Origin of the sequence: Burkholderia sp. ABCPW 111 (genome assembly GCF_000773065.1) — a bacterium.
GTDB classification, from domain to species: Bacteria; Pseudomonadota; Gammaproteobacteria; order Burkholderiales; family Burkholderiaceae; genus Burkholderia; species Burkholderia savannae.
The window spans coordinates 1-18,125 of sequence record NZ_JPWT01000125.1; the positions used below are offsets into that span (position 1 = coordinate 1).

The 18,125-nt window shown below is 62.6% G+C and carries 13 protein-coding genes, 1 tRNA gene and 1 pseudogene; all 15 read left to right on the plus strand.

All coding sequences use genetic code 11. The features are described 5' to 3' along the window. A pseudogene (locus tag X946_RS32635) lies at positions 1 to 99 on the plus strand (elongation factor Tu); the annotation flags it as partial. A gap of 59 nt (positions 100 to 158) precedes the next feature. Further along, positions 159 to 234 (plus strand) — tRNA-Trp (locus tag X946_RS27685). Between the two features lie 42 nt (positions 235 to 276). Beyond that, positions 277 to 657, plus strand: coding sequence for a preprotein translocase subunit SecE (secE, locus tag X946_RS27690; RefSeq protein ID WP_038754729.1), 381 nt, complete (start codon positions 277 to 279; stop codon positions 655 to 657). 1 nt (position 658) lies between these two features. After that, the gene (nusG, locus tag X946_RS27695; RefSeq protein ID WP_004525645.1) at positions 659 to 1,216 is read left to right on the plus strand and encodes a transcription termination/antitermination protein NusG; all 558 of its coding nucleotides are present in this window, start codon (positions 659 to 661) and stop codon (positions 1,214 to 1,216) included. Between the two features lie 145 nt (positions 1,217 to 1,361). Further along, the gene (gene rplK, locus X946_RS27700; RefSeq protein WP_004198368.1) at positions 1,362 to 1,793 is read left to right on the plus strand and encodes a 50S ribosomal protein L11; all 432 of its coding nucleotides are present in this window, start codon (positions 1,362 to 1,364) and stop codon (positions 1,791 to 1,793) included. Next, positions 1,794 to 2,492, plus strand: coding sequence for a 50S ribosomal protein L1 (rplA, locus tag X946_RS27705; RefSeq protein WP_038754732.1), 699 nt, complete (start codon positions 1,794 to 1,796; stop codon positions 2,490 to 2,492). It abuts the gene before it with no gap. Between the two features lie 297 nt (positions 2,493 to 2,789). Further along, entirely contained in the window at positions 2,790 to 3,287 is a 498-nt protein-coding gene (gene rplJ / locus X946_RS27710; protein ID WP_006400668.1) for a 50S ribosomal protein L10, read from the plus strand. 72 nt (positions 3,288 to 3,359) lie between these two features. Then, a complete protein-coding gene (gene rplL, locus X946_RS27715) occupies positions 3,360 to 3,734 on the plus strand; it encodes a 50S ribosomal protein L7/L12 (protein WP_038754735.1) in 375 nt (124 codons plus the stop codon). Positions 3,735 to 4,097: 363 nt separating this feature from the next. Next, positions 4,098 to 8,204, plus strand: a complete 4,107-nt coding sequence (gene rpoB, locus X946_RS27720) for a DNA-directed RNA polymerase subunit beta (RefSeq protein WP_038754738.1) — start codon at positions 4,098 to 4,100, stop codon at positions 8,202 to 8,204. Positions 8,205 to 8,225: 21 nt separating this feature from the next. Next, positions 8,226 to 12,464 (plus strand): DNA-directed RNA polymerase subunit beta', encoded by a 4,239-nt coding sequence (gene rpoC / locus X946_RS27725; RefSeq protein WP_038754740.1) that lies wholly within the window; start codon positions 8,226 to 8,228, stop codon positions 12,462 to 12,464. Between the two features lie 194 nt (positions 12,465 to 12,658). Continuing rightward, positions 12,659 to 14,506: a DNA helicase RecQ gene (gene recQ, locus X946_RS27730; protein WP_038754743.1), complete on the plus strand. Its 1,848-nt coding sequence runs from the start codon at positions 12,659 to 12,661 to the stop codon at positions 14,504 to 14,506. Between the two features lie 219 nt (positions 14,507 to 14,725). Next, positions 14,726 to 15,106, plus strand: a complete 381-nt coding sequence (gene rpsL / locus X946_RS27735) for a 30S ribosomal protein S12 (protein ID WP_004521903.1) — start codon at positions 14,726 to 14,728, stop codon at positions 15,104 to 15,106. A gap of 170 nt (positions 15,107 to 15,276) precedes the next feature. Continuing rightward, positions 15,277 to 15,747, plus strand: coding sequence for a 30S ribosomal protein S7 (gene rpsG, locus X946_RS27740; RefSeq protein ID WP_004198359.1), 471 nt, complete (start codon positions 15,277 to 15,279; stop codon positions 15,745 to 15,747). A gap of 123 nt (positions 15,748 to 15,870) precedes the next feature. Then, a complete protein-coding gene (gene fusA / locus X946_RS27745; protein WP_038754746.1) occupies positions 15,871 to 17,973 on the plus strand; it encodes an elongation factor G in 2,103 nt (700 codons plus the stop codon). 41 nt (positions 17,974 to 18,014) lie between these two features. Further along, the coding region (locus tag X946_RS32645) for a GTP-binding protein (protein ID WP_038735236.1) at positions 18,015 to 18,125 on the plus strand (111 nt) is incomplete at its 3' end.

Sequence of the window (18,125 nt, forward strand, 5' to 3'; positions counted from 1 at the left end):
CTGATCGCGCCGATCGCGATGGAAGAAGGTCTGCGCTTCGCGATCCGCGAAGGCGGCCGCACCGTCGGCGCCGGCGTCGTCGCCAAGATCATCGAGTAAGCCAGTTACTCGCTGATCGACAGTTTGGGGGCCGGCGCCAGCCGGTCCCAACATGGTCTAGGGGTATAGCTCAACTGGCAGAGCGTCGGTCTCCAAAACCGAAGGTTGGGGGTTCGATTCCCTCTGCCCCTGCCACATAAGCCACGTTTCTTTGCGTGGCGTTTGTTTTAGAGTGTTATGGCGAATCCTTCCGTCGAAACTGTTAATACCTCCGGCGATAAGCTGATGCTGGCCCTGGGTGTATTGTTGGTCTTGGCCGGATTTGCGGGCTTCTTCTTGCTTGGCGGCAAGGAGTGGTATGTCCGCGGCGCTGCTTTGGCAGTGGGGGTGGTCGCCGGTGTGGGCGTCGCGCTGATATCGCTTCCTGGTAAGAGCTTCATCGCTTTTGCGAAGGATTCGTATCGCGAAGTGCGTAAAGTCGTTTGGCCCACGCGCAAAGAAGCCACGCAAACCACGCTCGTCGTCTTCGGTTTTGTGCTGGTCATGGCGCTCTTTCTTTGGCTAAGCGATAAGTCCATCGAATGGGTGATTTTCTCGGCGATTCTGGGTTGGAAATGATATGAGCGATACTCCGGCATCCCCGAGCGGAAAACGTTGGTACGTCGTGCACGCCTACTCCGGCATGGAGAAGAGCGTGCAACGCGCGCTTCAGGAGCGCATCGAGCGTGCCGGCATGCAGGACAAGTTCGGCCAGATCCTGGTTCCGACCGAGGAAGTGGTTGAAGTCAAGGGTGGTCACAAGGCGGTGACCGAGCGTCGTTTCTTCCCCGGCTACGTGCTGGTCGAAATGGAAATGACGGACGAAACGTGGCACCTCGTGAAAAACACCGCGAAGGTCACCGGTTTCGTCGGCGGGGCGCGCAATCGCCCGAGCCCGATTTCCCCGCGGGAAGTCGAAAAAATCATGTCGCAAATGCAGGAAGGCGTGGAAAAGCCGCGCCCGAAGACCCTGTTCGAAGTCGGCGAGATGGTGCGCGTGAAGGAAGGCCCGTTCACGGACTTCAACGGCACGGTCGAAGAAGTGAACTACGAAAAATCGCGAGTTCGGGTGTCCGTCACCATCTTTGGCCGAGCAACGCCGGTCGAGCTGGAATTCGGGCAGGTCGAAAAGGTTTGAGCAAGTTCAGGTGGGCAGCTCCGGGAGCTGCCCACCTTCGCGCTTACGGCCCGCGTTAATGGCCGTTGAGGAGCGCAAGTAGTCGCACGACGAACCCGCGTTATCACTCACCGAACGCTTGCATGCGTTCCAACGAGGTTTTCAAATGGCAAAGAAGATTGTCGGCTTTATCAAGCTGCAGATCCCTGCAGGTAAAGCCAACCCGTCGCCGCCGGTCGGTCCGGCGCTGGGCCAGCGCGGCCTGAACATCATGGAGTTCTGCAAGGCGTTCAACGCGCAGACTCAAGGCATGGAGCCGGGCCTGCCGGTGCCGGTCGTCATCACGGCATACGCGGACAAGAGCTTCACGTTCGTGATGAAGACCCCGCCCGCGACGGTTCTGATCAAGAAGGCGGCGAAGGTCGACAAGGGCTCGAGCAAGCCCCACACCGACAAGGTCGGCAAGATCACCCGCGCACAAGCGGAAGAAATCGCGAAGACCAAGATGCCGGATCTTACGGCAGCTGATCTCGACGCGGCCGTTCGCACCATCGCTGGTAGCGCACGCTCGATGGGCATCACTGTGGAGGGCGTGTAAATGGCCAAGATCTCGAAGCGCCGTCAGGCATTTGCCGCTAAGGTCGATCGTCAGAAGCTGTACGCGATCGACGAGGCCCTCGCTCTCGTGAAGGAATGCGCGAGCGCGAAGTTCAACGAATCGATCGACGTCGCGGTTCAACTCGGCATCGACGCGAAGAAGTCGGACCAGGTCGTTCGCGGTTCGGTCGTGCTGCCGGCCGGTACCGGCAAGTCGGTTCGCGTTGCCGTGTTCGCGCAAGGCGAGAAGGCAGAGCAAGCGCGCGCCGCCGGCGCCGAAGTGGTCGGCATGGAAGATCTGGCTGAGCAGATCAAGGCCGGTCAAATGGACTTCGACATCGTGATCGCTTCGCCGGACACGATGCGTATCGTCGGTACGCTGGGCCAGATCCTCGGCCCGCGCGGCCTGATGCCGAACCCGAAGGTCGGCACGGTCACGCCGGATGTCGCGACCGCAGTGAAGAACGCGAAGGCGGGTCAGGTGCAGTTCCGCGTCGACAAGGCCGGTATCATCCATGCGACGATCGGCCGTGCATCGTTCGAGTCGACCGCGCTGCGCACGAACCTGTCGGCGCTGATCGAAGCGCTGCAGAAGGCGAAGCCGGCGACGAGCAAGGGCGTGTACCTGCGCAAGATCGCGCTGTCGAGCACGATGGGTGTCGGCGTTCGCGTCGACCAAGGCTCGCTGGCCGCGCAGTAAGCGAAGTATTCGAGCCGCGTCCGGGAGAGGCGGCTCAAAAGGGCTTTGGGCGGTCGTTCGAAGGAGCACCATCGAGCGACCGGTTATCAAAGACCGTTGGTGGGAATGCAGCAGTCGGGCGCTCCCTTAATTCAAGCCAACGCAGATGGCGAACCCGAAAGAGTTTTGCAGTGGTGAAGCGAGAGATCGACGAGAGATCGGCGATCTTCAGCGGAAATACTCCTAACGAGTCGGACGCCGTTGTTGAACGAGGTGCGCGACGCGTCATGCGAAGCGTATCGTTTCTGGAGGCTAACCGTGCCGCTTAATAGAGAAGACAAGCAAGCCGTCGTCGCTGAGGTTGCCGCGCAAGTTGCGAAGGCCCAGACCGTTGTGCTCGCTGAGTATCGTGGAATTGCGGTTGGCGATCTGACCACGCTGCGCGCGAAAGCGCGCGAGCAAAAGGTTTACCTGCGCGTTCTGAAGAACACGCTGGCGCGCCGCGCCGTCGAAGGTACGCCGTTTGCTCCGCTGGCAGAGCAGATGACTGGTCCCCTGATCTACGGCATCTCGGAAGATGCAATTGCCGCTGCTAAGGTCGTCAACGACTTCAGCAAGAGCAATGACAAGTTGGTCATCAAGGCCGGTTCGTTCGATGGCAAGGTGATGGACAAGGCAGGCGTGCAAGCGCTCGCCAGCATCCCGAGCCGCGAAGAACTGCTCTCGAAGCTGCTGTTCGTCATGCAAGCGCCTGTTTCCGGCTTTGCGCGCGCTCTGGCCGCGCTCGCCGAGAAGAAGCAAGCCGAAGCTGCGTAATTGCTACGCGCGAACGCACATCAGCGTCACTGATCGCTGGCTGTATCCGAATTCAATTTAGGAGTATTTCAAATGGCAATCGCAAAAGAAGACATCCTGGCCGCAGTCGAAGGGATGACCGTTCTGGAACTGAACGAGCTGGTCAAGGCGTTCGAAGAGAAGTTTGGCGTGTCGGCTGCTGCTGTCGCCGTTGCTGGCCCGGCTGCCGGCGGCGCGGCTGCTGCTGCTGAAGAAAAGACCGAATTCACGGTCGTTCTGGCTGAAACCGGCGCCAACAAGGTTTCCGTCATCAAGGCCGTTCGCGAACTCACGGGCCTGGGCCTGAAGGAAGCGAAGGACCTCGTCGACGGCGCGCCGAAGCCCGTCAAGGAAGGCGTGGACAAGGCCGCTGCCGACGATGCGAAGAAGAAGTTGGAAGAAGCTGGCGCGAAGGTCGAAATCAAGTAAGTTTCGACGCGCTGTGCGAAGGCTGGCGGTTTTTCACCGCCGGCCTTTTTGTGCTTTGTGGGGGCAGTGTTTTGACACTCTTTGAAGAGGTTGGACGAGCCCCCTTAGAAGCCAAAGAAAAACGCCTATCCACGATCGATCGGCGATTCTCTTTGTCTTCTGAAGCGACTGCAGAAGGCAAGTTTGGTCGGGCAGCGGGCAACACAGGCATCCGCTGCCGTCAGCCAGCGGTTGGTAGCGGCCAACCACCAAGCTTCTCGGCTCGTGCCGTCGGACGGCCATCGGGTCTCAGTCGGTGAACACTCGGGTTTGACACGTCAAGGTATCCCGCCTCGATAGCGCCCGTCGTGATTCGGAGATCGTATGCAATATTCCTTCACCGAGAAGAAGCGCATTCGCAAGAGTTTCGCGAAGCGTTCCATCGTTCACCAAGTGCCTTTTCTGCTGGCCACCCAGCTTGAATCATTCAGCACATTTCTGCAAGCCGATGTGCTCACCGCGCAACGCAAGTCCGAAGGGTTGCAGGCCGCCTTCACGTCGGTGTTTCCCATCGTCTCGCATAACGGCTTTGCTCGTCTCGAGTTCGTGAGCTATGCGTTGTCGTCGCCGGCGTTCAACATCAAGGAATGCCAGCAGCGCGGCCTGACCTATTGCTCGGCGCTGCGCGCGAAGGTGCGCCTCGTGCTCCTCGACAAGGAGTCGCCGAGCAAGCCCGTCGTCAAGGAAGTGAAGGAACAGGAAGTGTACATGGGCGAAATTCCGCTCATGACGCCGACCGGTTCGTTCGTCATCAACGGCACCGAGCGCGTGATCGTGTCGCAGCTGCACCGGTCGCCCGGCGTGTTCTTCGAACACGATAAGGGCAAGACGCATAGCTCGGGCAAGCTGCTGTTCTCCGCGCGGATCATTCCGTACCGCGGCTCTTGGCTCGACTTCGAATTCGATCCGAAGGACGTGCTGTTCTTCCGCGTCGACCGTCGTCGCAAGATGCCGGTCACGATTCTGTTGAAGGCGATCGGCCTCACGCCGGAACAGATCCTCGCGAACTTCTTCGTCTTCGACAACTTCACGCTGATGGACGAAGGCGCGCAGATGGAGTTCGTGCCCGAGCGCCTGCGCGGCGAAGTCGCGCGCTTCGACATCACTGATCGCGAAGGCAAGGTCATCGTCCAGAAGGACAAGCGGATCAACGCGAAGCACATTCGCGATCTCGAAGCCGCGAAGACCAAGTACATCTCGGTGCCCGAAGACTATCTGCTCGGCCGCGTGCTGGCGAAGAACGTTGTCGACGGCGACACGGGCGAAGTGATCGCGAACGCGAACGACGAGATCACGGAAGGTGTGCTCGAGAAGCTGCGCGAAGCGAAGATCAAGGAAATCCAGACGCTCTACACGAACGATCTGGACCAGGGCCCGTACATCTCGTCGACGCTGCGTGTCGACGAAACCGTCGACAAGACGGCCGCGCGCATCGCGATTTACCGGATGATGCGCCCGGGCGAGCCGCCCACGGAAGAAGCCGTCGAGGCGCTGTTCAACCGCCTGTTCTACAGCGAAGACGCGTACGACCTGTCGAAGGTCGGCCGCATGAAGTTCAACCGCCGCGTCGGCCGTGACGAGATCATCGGCCCGATGACGCTGCAGGACGACGACATCCTCGCGACGATCAAGATCCTCGTCGAACTGCGCAACGGCAAGGGCGAAGTGGACGATATCGACCACCTCGGCAACCGGCGCGTGCGCTGCGTCGGCGAACTGGCGGAAAACCAGTTCCGCGCGGGCCTCGTGCGCGTCGAGCGCGCGGTGAAGGAACGCCTCGGCCAGGCCGAGAGCGAAAACCTGATGCCGCACGACCTGATCAACTCGAAGCCGATTTCGTCGGCGATCCGCGAGTTCTTCGGTTCGTCGCAGCTGTCGCAGTTCATGGACCAGACCAACCCGCTGTCGGAAATCACGCACAAGCGCCGTGTTTCCGCACTGGGCCCGGGCGGCCTGACGCGCGAGCGCGCGGGCTTCGAAGTGCGCGACGTGCACCCGACCCACTACGGCCGCGTGTGCCCGATCGAAACGCCGGAAGGTCCGAACATCGGTCTTATCAACTCGCTCGCGCTGTACGCGCACCTGAACGAGTACGGCTTCCTCGAGACGCCGTACCGCAAGGTCGTCGACAGCAAGGTGACCGACCAGATCGATTATCTGTCGGCGATCGAGGAAGGCCGTTACATGATCGCGCAGGCGAACGCGGCGATCAGCGACGACGGCTCGCTCGTCGACGAACTGGTGTCGTCGCGTGAAGCCGGCGAAACGATGATGGTCACGCCGGACCGCATCCAATACATGGACGTGGCGCCGTCGCAGATCGTGTCGGTTGCAGCGTCGCTGATTCCGTTCCTCGAGCACGACGATGCGAACCGCGCGCTGATGGGCTCGAACATGCAGCGCCAGGCCGTGCCGTGTCTGCGTCCGGAGAAGCCCGTCGTCGGTACCGGCATCGAGCGCACCGTGGCGGTCGACTCGGGCACGACGGTGCAGGCGTTGCGCGGCGGCGTCGTCGACTATGTCGACGCGGGCCGTATCGTGATTCGCGTGAACGACGACGAAGCGGTCGCGGGTGAAGTCGGCGTCGACATCTACAACCTGATGAAGTACACGCGTTCGAACCAGAACACGAACATCAATCAGCGTCCGATCGTGAAGATGGGCGACAAGGTTGCGCGCGGCGACGTGCTGGCCGACGGCGCGTCGACCGACCTGGGCGAGCTCGCGCTCGGCCAGAACATGCTGATCGCGTTCATGCCGTGGAACGGCTACAACTTCGAGGATTCGATCCTGATCTCGGAGCGGGTCGTGGCCGACGATCGCTACACGTCGATCCACATCGAAGAGCTGAGCGTCGTTGCACGCGACACGAAGCTCGGGCCGGAAGAAATCACGCGCGACATCTCGAACCTGGCGGAAGTCCAGCTCGGCCGTCTCGACGAATCGGGCATCGTGTACATCGGTGCGGAAGTCGAAGCGGGCGACGTGCTGGTCGGCAAGGTCACGCCGAAGGGCGAGACCCAGCTGACGCCGGAAGAGAAGCTGCTGCGCGCGATCTTCGGCGAGAAGGCGTCGGACGTGAAGGACACGTCGCTGCGCGTGCCGTCGGGCATGAGCGGCACCGTGATCGACGTCCAGGTGTTCACGCGTGAAGGCATCCAGCGCGACAAGCGTGCGCAACAGATCATCGACGACGAACTGAAGCGCTACCGTCTCGACCTGAACGACCAGCTGCGCATCGTGGAAGGCGATGCGTTCCAGCGTCTCGCGCGCATGCTCGTGGGCAAGGTCGCGAACGGCGGTCCGAAGAAGCTCGCGAAGGGCACGAAGATCGACCAGGCTTACCTGGAAGACCTCGACCACTATCACTGGTTCGACATCCGCCTCGCGGACGACGAAGCGGCGGCCCAGCTCGAAGCGATCAAGAACTCGATCGAAGAGAAGCGTCACCAGTTCGACCTCGCGTTCGAAGAGAAGCGCAAGAAGCTCACGCAAGGCGACGAACTGCCGCCGGGCGTGCTGAAGATGGTCAAGGTGTACCTCGCGGTCAAGCGCCGTCTGCAGCCTGGCGACAAGATGGCAGGCCGTCACGGTAACAAGGGTGTCGTGTCGAAGATCGTTCCGGTCGAAGACATGCCGTACATGGCCGACGGCCGTCCGGCGGACGTCGTGCTGAACCCGCTCGGCGTGCCGTCGCGGATGAACGTGGGTCAGGTTCTGGAAGTGCATCTCGGCTGGGCCGCGAAGGGCCTCGGCTGGCGTATCGGCGAAATGCTCGCGCGCCAGACGAAGATCGAGGAACTGCGCGTGTTCCTGACGAAGATCTACAACGAGTCGGGCCGCGCGGAAGAGCTGGACAGCTTCAGCGACGACGAAATCCTCGAGCTCGCGAAGAACCTGCGCGAAGGCGTGCCGTTCGCGACGCCGGTGTTCGACGGTGCGACCGAGGAAGAGATGTCGAAGATGCTCGATCTCGCGTTCCCGGACAACATCGCCGAGCAGCTCGACATGAACCCGTCGAAGAACCAGGTGCGCCTGTACGACGGCCGCACGGGCGAGCCGTTCGAGCGCCGCGTGACGGTGGGCTACATGCACTACCTGAAGCTGCACCACTTGGTCGACGACAAGATGCACGCGCGTTCGACGGGCCCATACTCGCTCGTTACGCAGCAGCCGCTCGGCGGTAAGGCGCAGTTCGGTGGCCAGCGTTTCGGTGAAATGGAAGTGTGGGCGCTCGAAGCGTATGGCGCGTCCTACGTGCTGCAGGAAATGCTGACGGTGAAGTCGGACGACGTGACCGGCCGGACCAAGGTTTATGAAAACCTGGTCAAGGGCGACCACGTGATCGACGCCGGCATGCCGGAATCCTTCAATGTGCTGGTGAAGGAAATCCGCTCGCTCGGTATCGATATCGATCTCGACCGCAATTAATCGGACTACGGAGAGAAAGCAATGAAAGCTCTGCTCGATCTATTCAAGCAAGTCCAACAAGAAGAAGTTTTTGACGCGATCAAGATCGGTCTGGCCTCGCCGGACAAGATCCGTTCGTGGTCGTTCGGCGAAGTGAAGAAGCCGGAGACCATCAACTACCGTACGTTCAAGCCGGAACGCGATGGTCTCTTCTGCGCGAAGATCTTCGGGCCGATCAAGGACTACGAGTGCCTGTGCGGCAAGTACAAGCGCCTGAAGCACCGCGGCGTGATCTGCGAGAAGTGCGGCGTCGAAGTGACGCTGGCGAAGGTGCGCCGCGAGCGGATGGGCCACATCGAGCTGGCCTCGCCGGTCGCGCACATCTGGTTCCTGAAGTCGCTGCCGTCGCGTCTGGGCATGGTGCTCGACATGACGCTGCGCGACATCGAGCGCGTGCTGTACTTCGAAGCGTACGTGGTGATCGAACCGGGCATGACGCCGCTGAAGGCGCGGCAGATCATGACCGAAGAGGATTACTACAACAAGGTCGAGGAATACGGCGACGAATTCCGTGCCGAGATGGGCGCGGAAGGCGTGCGCGAGCTGCTGCGCGCGATCAACATCGACGAGCAGGTCGAGACGCTGCGCACCGAGCTGAAGAACACCGGCTCGGAAGCGAAGATCAAGAAGTACGCGAAGCGCCTGAAGGTCCTCGAGGCATTCCAGCGCTCGGGCATCAAGCCCGAGTGGATGATCCTCGAAGTGCTGCCGGTGCTGCCGCCGGAACTGCGTCCGCTCGTGCCGCTGGACGGCGGCCGTTTCGCGACGTCGGACCTGAACGACCTGTACCGCCGCGTGATCAACCGTAACAACCGGTTGAAGCGTCTGCTCGAGCTGAAGGCGCCTGAAATCATCGTTCGCAACGAAAAGCGGATGCTGCAGGAAGCCGTCGACTCGCTGCTCGACAACGGCCGCCGCGGCAAGGCGATGACGGGCGCGAACAAGCGTCCGCTGAAGTCGCTCGCCGACATGATCAAGGGCAAGGGCGGTCGTTTCCGTCAGAACCTGCTGGGCAAGCGCGTCGATTACTCGGGCCGTTCGGTCATCGTGGTCGGCCCGACGCTGAAGCTGCACCAGTGCGGCCTGCCGAAGCTGATGGCGCTCGAGCTGTTCAAGCCGTTCATCTTCAACAAGCTGGAAGTGATGGGGGTAGCTACGACCATCAAGGCTGCGAAGAAGGAAGTCGAGAACCAGACGCCGGTGGTGTGGGACATCCTCGAAGAGGTAATCCGCGAGCACCCGGTGATGCTGAACCGGGCGCCGACGCTGCACCGTCTCGGTATCCAGGCGTTCGAGCCGGTGCTGATCGAAGGCAAGGCGATCCAGCTGCACCCGCTCGTCTGCGCGGCGTTCAACGCCGACTTCGACGGTGACCAGATGGCCGTTCACGTGCCGCTGTCGCTCGAAGCGCAGATGGAAGCGCGCACGCTGATGCTCGCGTCGAACAACGTGCTGTTCCCGGCCAACGGCGATCCGTCGATCGTGCCGTCGCAGGATATCGTGCTGGGTCTGTACTACGCGACCCGCGAGGCGATCAACGCGAAGGGTGAAGGCCTGTCGTTCACCGGCGTGTCGGAAGTGATCCGCGCGTACGAGAACAAGGAAGTCGAGCTCGCGTCGCGCGTCAACGTGCGGATCACCGAAATGGTCCGCAACGAGGACACCTCCGAAGGCGCGCCGCAGTTCGTGCCGAAGATCTCGCTGTACGCGACGACCGTCGGCCGCGCGATCCTGTCGGAAATTCTGCCGGCCGGCCTGCCGTTCTCGGTGCTGAACAAGCCGCTGAAGAAAAAGGAAATCTCGCGCCTGATCAACACGGCGTTCCGCAAGTGCGGCCTGCGCGCGACGGTGGTGTTCGCCGATCAGCTGATGCAGTCGGGTTTCCGTCTCGCGACGCGCGCCGGCATTTCGATCTGCGTGGACGACATGCTCGTGCCGCCGCAGAAGGAAACGATCGTCGGCGACGCCGCGAAGAAGGTGAAGGAGTACGACCGCCAGTACATGTCGGGTCTCGTCACCGCGCAGGAACGCTACAACAACGTGGTCGACATCTGGTCGGCGACGTCGGAAGCGGTCGGCAAGGCGATGATGGAGCAGCTGTCGACGGAGCCGGTGACGGACCGCGACGGCAACGCGACGCGCCAGGAGTCGTTCAACTCGATCTACATGATGGCCGACTCGGGCGCCCGGGGTTCGGCGGTGCAGATTCGTCAGCTGGCCGGTATGCGCGGCCTGATGGCGAAGCCGGACGGCTCGATTATCGAGACGCCGATTACCGCGAACTTCCGCGAAGGCCTGAACGTGTTGCAGTACTTCATCTCGACCCACGGTGCACGTAAGGGTCTGGCTGATACGGCACTGAAGACCGCGAACTCGGGTTATCTGACGCGTCGTCTCGTCGACGTGACGCAGGATCTCGTCGTGGTCGAGGACGATTGCGGCACGAGCAACGGCGTCGCGATGAAGGCGCTCGTCGAAGGCGGTGAAGTCGTCGAAGCGCTGCGCGACCGTATCCTCGGCCGCGTCGCCGCGTCGGACGTCGTCAATCCGGAAACGCAGGAAACGCTGTACGAAGCGGGCACGCTGCTCGACGAAACGGCGGTGGAAGACATCGAGCGTCTCGGCATCGACGAAGTGCGCGTGCGCACGGCGCTGACCTGCGAAACGCGCTACGGCCTGTGCGCGTCGTGCTACGGCCGCGATCTCGGCCGCGGCTCGCTCGTGAACGTCGGCGAAGCGGTCGGCGTGATCGCCGCGCAGTCGATCGGCGAACCGGGCACGCAGCTGACGATGCGTACGTTCCACATCGGTGGTGCGGCATCGCGTGCGGCAGTGGCCTCGTCGGTGGAAGCGAAGAGCAACGGCACGGTGCGCTTCACGGCGTCGATGCGCTACGTGACGAACGCGAAGGGCGAGCAGATCGTCATCTCGCGTTCGGGCGAGGCGCTGATCACCGACGACATCGGCCGCGAGCGCGAGCGTCACAAGATCCCGTACGGCGCGACGCTGTTGCAGCTCGACGGCGCGGCGATCAAGGCGGGCACGCAACTCGCGACGTGGGACCCGTTGACGCGCCCGATCATCACCGAGTACGGCGGTACGGTGAAGTTCGAAAACGTCGAGGAAGGCGTGACGGTCGCGAAGCAGATCGACGACGTGACCGGCCTGTCGACCCTCGTCGTGATCGACGTGAAGCGCCGCGGCTCGCAGGCTGCGAAGAGCGTGCGTCCGCAGGTGAAGCTGCTCGACGCGAACGGCGACGAAGTGAAGATCCCGGGCACGGAGCACTCGGTGCAGATCGGCTTCCAGGTCGGCGCGCTGATCACCGTGAAGGACGGTCAGCAGGTGCAGGTCGGTGAAGTGCTCGCACGTATCCCGACCGAATCGCAGAAGACCCGTGACATTACCGGTGGTCTGCCGCGAGTCGCCGAGCTGTTCGAAGCGCGTTCGCCGAAGGATGCGGGCATCCTCGCGGAAGTCACCGGCACGGTGTCGTTCGGCAAGGACACGAAGGGCAAGCAGCGTCTCGTCATCACGGACCTCGAGGGCAGCCAGCACGAGTTCCTGATCGCGAAGGAAAAGCAGGTGCTCGTCCACGACGGTCAGGTCGTCAACAAGGGCGAAATGATCGTGGACGGCCCGGCCGATCCGCACGACATCCTGCGCCTGCAGGGTATCGAGGCGCTGTCGCGCTACATCGTCGACGAAGTGCAGGACGTGTACCGTCTGCAGGGTGTGAAGATCAACGACAAGCACATCGAAGTGATCGTGCGTCAGATGCTGCGCCGTGTGCAGATCGTGGACAACGGCGACACGCGCTTCATCCCCGGCGAGCAGGTCGAGCGTTCGGACATGCTGGACGAGAACGATCGCATGATCGCCGAGGACAAGCGCCCGGCAACGTACGACAACATCCTGTTGGGTATCACGAAGGCGTCGCTGTCGACCGACTCGTTCATCTCCGCGGCATCGTTCCAGGAAACGACCCGCGTGCTGACGGAAGCGGCGATCATGGGCAAGCGCGACGATCTGCGCGGTCTGAAGGAAAACGTGATCGTCGGCCGTCTGATTCCGGCCGGTACCGGCCTCGCGTTCCACAAGGCGCGCAAGGCGAAGGAGCTGTCGGATCGCGAGCGTTTCGACCAGATCGCAGCGGAAGAAGCGTTCGAGTTCGGCACGCCGGCGGCGCCCGCCGAAGAGCCGCAACACCCGGCGGAGTGAGCGAGGCGGCGCGAGCCGCTTTGCCAGCCTGCTGATGAAGCCGCCCGGTTTCGACCGGGCGGCTTTTTTTATGCGCGAACCGTGCGGCGGCGAGTCGGCCGAACGGACAACGTGTGACCGCCGTCCTCCTTTCGCCGCGGGGACGTTGGTAAAATCCCACCCACCGGCTCTTTTCGCTGTCCATCATCCGATCCATGTCCCGCGCGCTCGAAATTCTCAACGAAGTCTTTGGCTACCCCGCCTTCCGCGGTCAACAGGGCGAGATCGTCGAGCACGTTGCGGCGGGCGGCGACTGTCTCGTGCTGATGCCGACGGGCGGCGGCAAGTCGCTCTGCTATCAGATTCCGGCGCTCGTGCGCAGCGAGTCGGGCCGCGGCGCGGGCATCGTCGTGTCGCCGCTGATCGCGCTGATGCAGGATCAGGTCGCCGCGCTGTCCGAAGTCGGCGTGCGCGCCGCGTATCTGAATTCGACGCTCTCCGGCGCCGAAGCGGCCGCGACCGAGCGCGCGCTGCGCGACGGCGACATCGATCTGCTCTACGTCGCGCCCGAGCGTCTGATGACGCCGCGCTTCCTCGATCTGCTCGAGCGCGCGCGCATCGGCCTTTTCGCGATCGACGAGGCGCATTGCGTATCACAGTGGGGGCACGATTTCCGGCCCGAATACATCCAGTTGTCGGTGCTGCACGAACGCTTCCCGGACGTGCCGCGGATCGCGCTCACGGCGACCGCCGACGCGATCACGCGCGACGAGATCGTCCAGCGCCTCGCCCTCGACGACGCCCGGATCTTCGTGTCGAGCTTCGATCGGCCGAACATCCGTTACCGGATCGTCGAAAAGGACAACGCGCGCTCGCAACTGCTCGACTTCATCCGCGCGGAGCACACGAACGCGGACGGCACGACCGACGCGGGGGTTGTCTACTGCCTGTCGCGTCGCAAGGTCGAGGAGACGGCCGAGTGGCTGAAGGCGCAGGGGGTACGCGCGCTGCCGTATCACGCGGGAATGGAGTTCGGAATCCGGCAGAAGCACCAGGAGATGTTCCAGCGCGAGGAAGGGGTCGTGATGTGCGCGACGATCGCGTTCGGGATGGGCATCGACAAGCCGGACGTGCGCTTCGTCGCGCACCTGGATTTGCCGAAGAGCGTCGAGGGCTACTACCAGGAGACGGGGCGCGCCGGCCGCGACGGCATGCCGGCGAACGCATGGATGGCGTACGGGCTCGGCGATGTCGTCCAGCAGCGCAAGATGATCGACGAATCGGACGCGGACGATACGCACAAGCGCGTCCAGACGTCGAAGCTCGACGCGCTGCTCGGGCTGTGCGAGACGGCGTCGTGCCGCCGCGTGCGGCTCCTCGCGTATTTCGGCGAGACGAGCGGGCCGTGCGGCAATTGCGACACCTGCCTCGAGCCGCCGGCGACATGGGACGCGACGCGCGAGGCGCAGATGGCGCTGTCGTGCGTGTTTCGCGCGCAGCGCGCGAGCGGCTTCAATTTCGGCGCGAGCCACCTGATCGAAGTGCTGCGCGGCGCGCGCACCGAAAAGGTGTTGCAGCGCGGCCACGAGAGTCTCAGCACGTTCGGCATCGGCGCCGAGCTGTCCGAGGCCGAATGGCGCGCGATCTTCCGGCAGCTGGTCGCGTTCGGCTATTTGGCCGTCGATCACGGCGGCTTCGGCGCGCTCGTGCTGACCGAGGCGAGCAAGCCGGTGCTCAGGGGCGAGGAGACGGTCACGCTGCGCCGCTACGTGAAGCCCGCGCGCACCCGACAGTCGTCGGGCCGCAGCGGCGCGCGCGTCGATCCGACGGCGGGCATGAACGCGCGCGAGCGCGCGTGCTGGGAGCGGCTGCGCACGTGGCGCGCCGAAACCGCAAAGAGCGACGGCGTGCCGGCGTACGTGATCTTTCACGACGCGACGCTCGCGGAGATCGCGCGCAACGCGCCGGAATCGATCGACGATCTGCGCCATATTCCGGGCATCGGCGCGCGCAAGCTCGACCGCTTCGGCGACGAGCTCCTCGAGGTCGTCGAAGCGGCCTGATGACGCGGGGCGCTCGCCTTCGCATTCTGGCACCAAAAATCACGCAAGCTGTTGACTTGCTTGGGATTTTCGGAATATCATGCCGGGTTCCGGTTCTTGGTGGGTTGATTCCTGGGCGCAAGCCTGGGGGCCGCGCACGCGTTCCGGAGCGTCACGCGCGTCGGATTTCGCTTTGCCCGAGGCCGACGTGCCGATTTTGGTCAATTTCAGGAATAAACAATGCCAACCATCAATCAACTGGTTCGCAAAGGCCGCGCGTCGGAAACGACGAAGAGCAAGAGCCCGGCCCTGCAGGACTGCCCCCAGCGTCGCGGCGTGTGCACCCGTGTGTACACGACGACGCCGAAGAAGCCGAACTCGGCACTCCGTAAGGTCGCCAAGGTTCGTCTGACGAACGGCTTCGAAGTGATTTCGTACATCGGCGGTGAAGGCCACAACCTGCAGGAGCACTCGGTTGTGCTGATCCGCGGCGGCCGTGTGAAGGACTTGCCGGGTGTGCGTTACCACATGGTTCGCGGCTCGCTGGATACGCAGGGCGTCAAGGACCGTAAGCAGGCTCGCTCGAAGTACGGCGCGAAGCGTGCGAAGGCTGCGAAGTAAGCTGCGTCTGAATGGAGATCGCCTCCGGGCGGTTAAGGCGGTGGTGCCGGATTGCCGGTGCTGTCGAGTAAGTGGTCACCCGGCCAAGCTGGTTAGTCGAGCAGATGTGATCGGGTTAGTTGGTGGCCGCGGGGCTTTCGAGCTCCAACTGAACAGGTAAAGGAAGAAACATGCCGCGTCGTCGCGAAGTCCCCAAGCGGGAAGTGTTGCCGGATCCGAAGTACGGCAACGTAGATGTAGCCAAGTTCATGAACATGCTGATGCTGTCCGGCAAGAAGTCGGTGGCTGAGCGCATCGTTTATGGCGCTTTCGAACAAATCCAGACCAAGGGTGGCAAGGACCCGCTGGAAGTGTTCACGGTTGCGCTCAACAACGTGAAGCCGGTGGTCGAAGTGAAGAGCCGTCGCGTTGGTGGTGCGAACTATCAGGTTCCGGTCGAAGTGCGCCCGTCGCGTCGTATGGCATTGGCGATGCGCTGGTTGCGCGAGGCTGCGAAGAAGCGTAGCGAGAAGTCGATGGCTCTGCGCCTTGCAGGTGAACTCTCCGAAGCGGCTGAAGGCCGCGGCGGCGCGATGAAGAAGCGCGACGAAGTTCACCGGATGGCGGAAGCCAACCGTGCGTTCTCGCACTTCCGTTTCTAAGCGCCGGACTGGGCTTTTAGCGGAAAAATTCCGGGCGGGTGCGCTTTTTCGAGCGCCTCGCCCGTTTGTGTTGAGGCGCGCTGCGACAAGGGTCGCATCGCGCCAACCCAATAGAGGATCAAAGTGGCTCGTAAGACTCCTATCGAGCGCTACCGCAACATCGGTATTAGCGCTCACATCGACGCCGGCAAGACGACGACGACCGAGCGCATTCTGTTTTACACCGGCGTGAACCACAAGATCGGTGAAGTTCACGACGGCGCAGCCACGATGGACTGGATGGAGCAGGAACAGGAGCGTGGCATCACGATCACGTCCGCTGCTACCACGGCGTTCTGGAAGGGCATGGGCGGCAACTATCCGGAACACCGCATCAACATCATCGACACCCCGGGGCACGTCGACTTCACGATTGAAGTGGAGCGCTCGATGCGCGTGCTCGACGGCGCGTGCATGGTGTACTGCGCGGTGGGCGGCGTGCAGCCGCAGTCGGAAACGGTGTGGCGCCAGGCGAACAAGTACAAGGTGCCGCGTCTCGCGTTCGTCAACAAGATGGACCGTACCGGCGCGAACTTCTTCAAGGTCTACGACCAGCTCAAGCTGCGCCTGAAGGCGAACCCGGTTCCGGTCGTGGTGCCGATCGGCTCGGAAGAGAACTTCAAGGGCGTGGTCGACCTGCTGAAGATGAAGGCGATCATTTGGGACGAAGCGTCGCAAGGCACGAAGTTCGACTACGTCGACATCCCGGCCGAGCTCGCAGAGACCTGCAAGGAATGGCGCGAAAAGATGGTCGAAGTGGCTGCTGAAGCCAGCGAAGACCTGATGAACAAGTACCTGGAAGAAGGCGATCTGCCGGAAGCCGACATCGTCAAGGCGCTGCGCGACCGTACGATCGCGTGCGAAATCCAGCCGATGCTGTGCGGTACCGCGTTCAAGAACAAGGGCGTGCAGCGCATGCTCGACGCCGTGATCGACTTCCTGCCGTCGCCGGTCGACATCCCGCCGGTCAAGGGCGAGCTGGAGAGCGGCGAAGCAGCCGAGCGCAAGGCGTCCGACGAAGAGAAGTTCTCGTCGCTCGCGTTCAAGATCATGACCGACCCGTTCGTCGGCCAGCTGATCTTCTTCCGCGTGTACTCGGGCGTCGTCAATTCGGGCGACACGCTGCTGAACTCGACCAAGGGCAAGAAGGAACGCCTCGGCCGTATTCTGCAGATGCACGCGAACCAGCGCGAAGAAATCAAGGAAGTCCGCGCAGGCGACATCGCCGCTGCGGTCGGCCTGAAGGAAGCGACCACGGGCGACACGCTGTGCGATCCGCAGCACCCGATCGTGCTCGAGCGCATGGTGTTCCCGGAGCCGGTGATCTCGCAGGCCGTCGAGCCGAAGACGAAGGCTGACCAGGAAAAGATGGGTCTCGCGCTGAACCGTCTGGCGCAGGAAGATCCGTCGTTCCGCGTGCAGACCGACGAAGAATCGGGCCAGACCATCATTTCGGGCATGGGCGAGCTCCACCTCGAAATTCTGGTCGACCGGATGAAGCGTGAATTCGGCGTGGAAGCGACCGTCGGCAAGCCGCAGGTTGCGTACCGCGAAACGATCCGCTCGACGGCGAAGGACGTCGACGGCAAGTTCGTCAAGCAGTCGGGCGGTCGCGGCCAATACGGTCACGCGGTCATCACGCTCGAGCCGAACGAGCAGGGCAAGGGCTACGAGTTCTTCGACGAGATCAAGGGCGGCGTGATTCCGCGCGAGTACATCCCGGCGGTCGACAAGGGTATCCAGGACACGCTGAAGTCGGGCGTGCTGGCGGGCTTCCCGGTCGTCGACGTGAAGGTTCGCCTGACGTTCGGTTCGTACCACGACGTCGACTCGAACGAAAACGCGTTCCGCATGGCCGGTTCGATGGCGTTCAAGGAAGCAATGCGCCGCGCGAACCCGGTCGTGCTCGAGCCGATGATGGCCGTCGAAGTCGAGACGCCGGAAGACTACATGGGCAACGTGATGGGCGACCTGTCGGGCCGTCGCGGTATCGTCCAGGGCATGGAAGACATGATCGGCGGCGGCAAGATCGTTCGCGCCGAAGTGCCGCTGTCGGAAATGTTCGGCTACTCGACGTCGCTGCGCTCGCTGACGCAAGGCCGCGCGACGTACACGATGGAGTTCAAGCACTACGCCGAAGCTCCGAAGAACGTCGCCGACGCGATCATCAGCGCGAAGTCGAAATAAGCTGCATCTACCAACTGATTATTTTTTGAAAGAAGAGAATCATGGCAAAAGAGAAGTTTGAGCGGACCAAGCCGCACGTGAACGTTGGTACGATTGGTCACGTTGACCACGGCAAGACGACGCTGACGGCGGCGATCGCGACGGTTCTGTCG

Excerpts from the sequence above, each read along its gene's own strand:
- nusG (WP_004525645.1), top strand. The coding sequence starts at position 659 with ATGAGCGATACTCCGGCATCCCCGAGCGGAAAACGTTGGTACGTCGTG.
- rplA (WP_038754732.1), top strand. The coding sequence starts at position 1,794 with ATGGCCAAGATCTCGAAGCGCCGTCAGGCATTTGCCGCTAAGGTCGAT.
- rpsL (WP_004521903.1), top strand. The coding sequence starts at position 14,726 with ATGCCAACCATCAATCAACTGGTTCGCAAAGGCCGCGCGTCGGAAACG.
- rpoB (WP_038754738.1), top strand. The coding sequence starts at position 4,098 with ATGCAATATTCCTTCACCGAGAAGAAGCGCATTCGCAAGAGTTTCGCG.
- rplL (WP_038754735.1), top strand. The coding sequence starts at position 3,360 with ATGGCAATCGCAAAAGAAGACATCCTGGCCGCAGTCGAAGGGATGACC.
- rplK (WP_004198368.1), top strand. The coding sequence starts at position 1,362 with ATGGCAAAGAAGATTGTCGGCTTTATCAAGCTGCAGATCCCTGCAGGT.
- recQ (WP_038754743.1), top strand. The coding sequence starts at position 12,659 with ATGTCCCGCGCGCTCGAAATTCTCAACGAAGTCTTTGGCTACCCCGCC.
- secE (WP_038754729.1), top strand. The coding sequence starts at position 277 with ATGGCGAATCCTTCCGTCGAAACTGTTAATACCTCCGGCGATAAGCTG.
- rpoC (WP_038754740.1), top strand. The coding sequence starts at position 8,226 with ATGAAAGCTCTGCTCGATCTATTCAAGCAAGTCCAACAAGAAGAAGTT.
- rpsG (WP_004198359.1), top strand. The coding sequence starts at position 15,277 with ATGCCGCGTCGTCGCGAAGTCCCCAAGCGGGAAGTGTTGCCGGATCCG.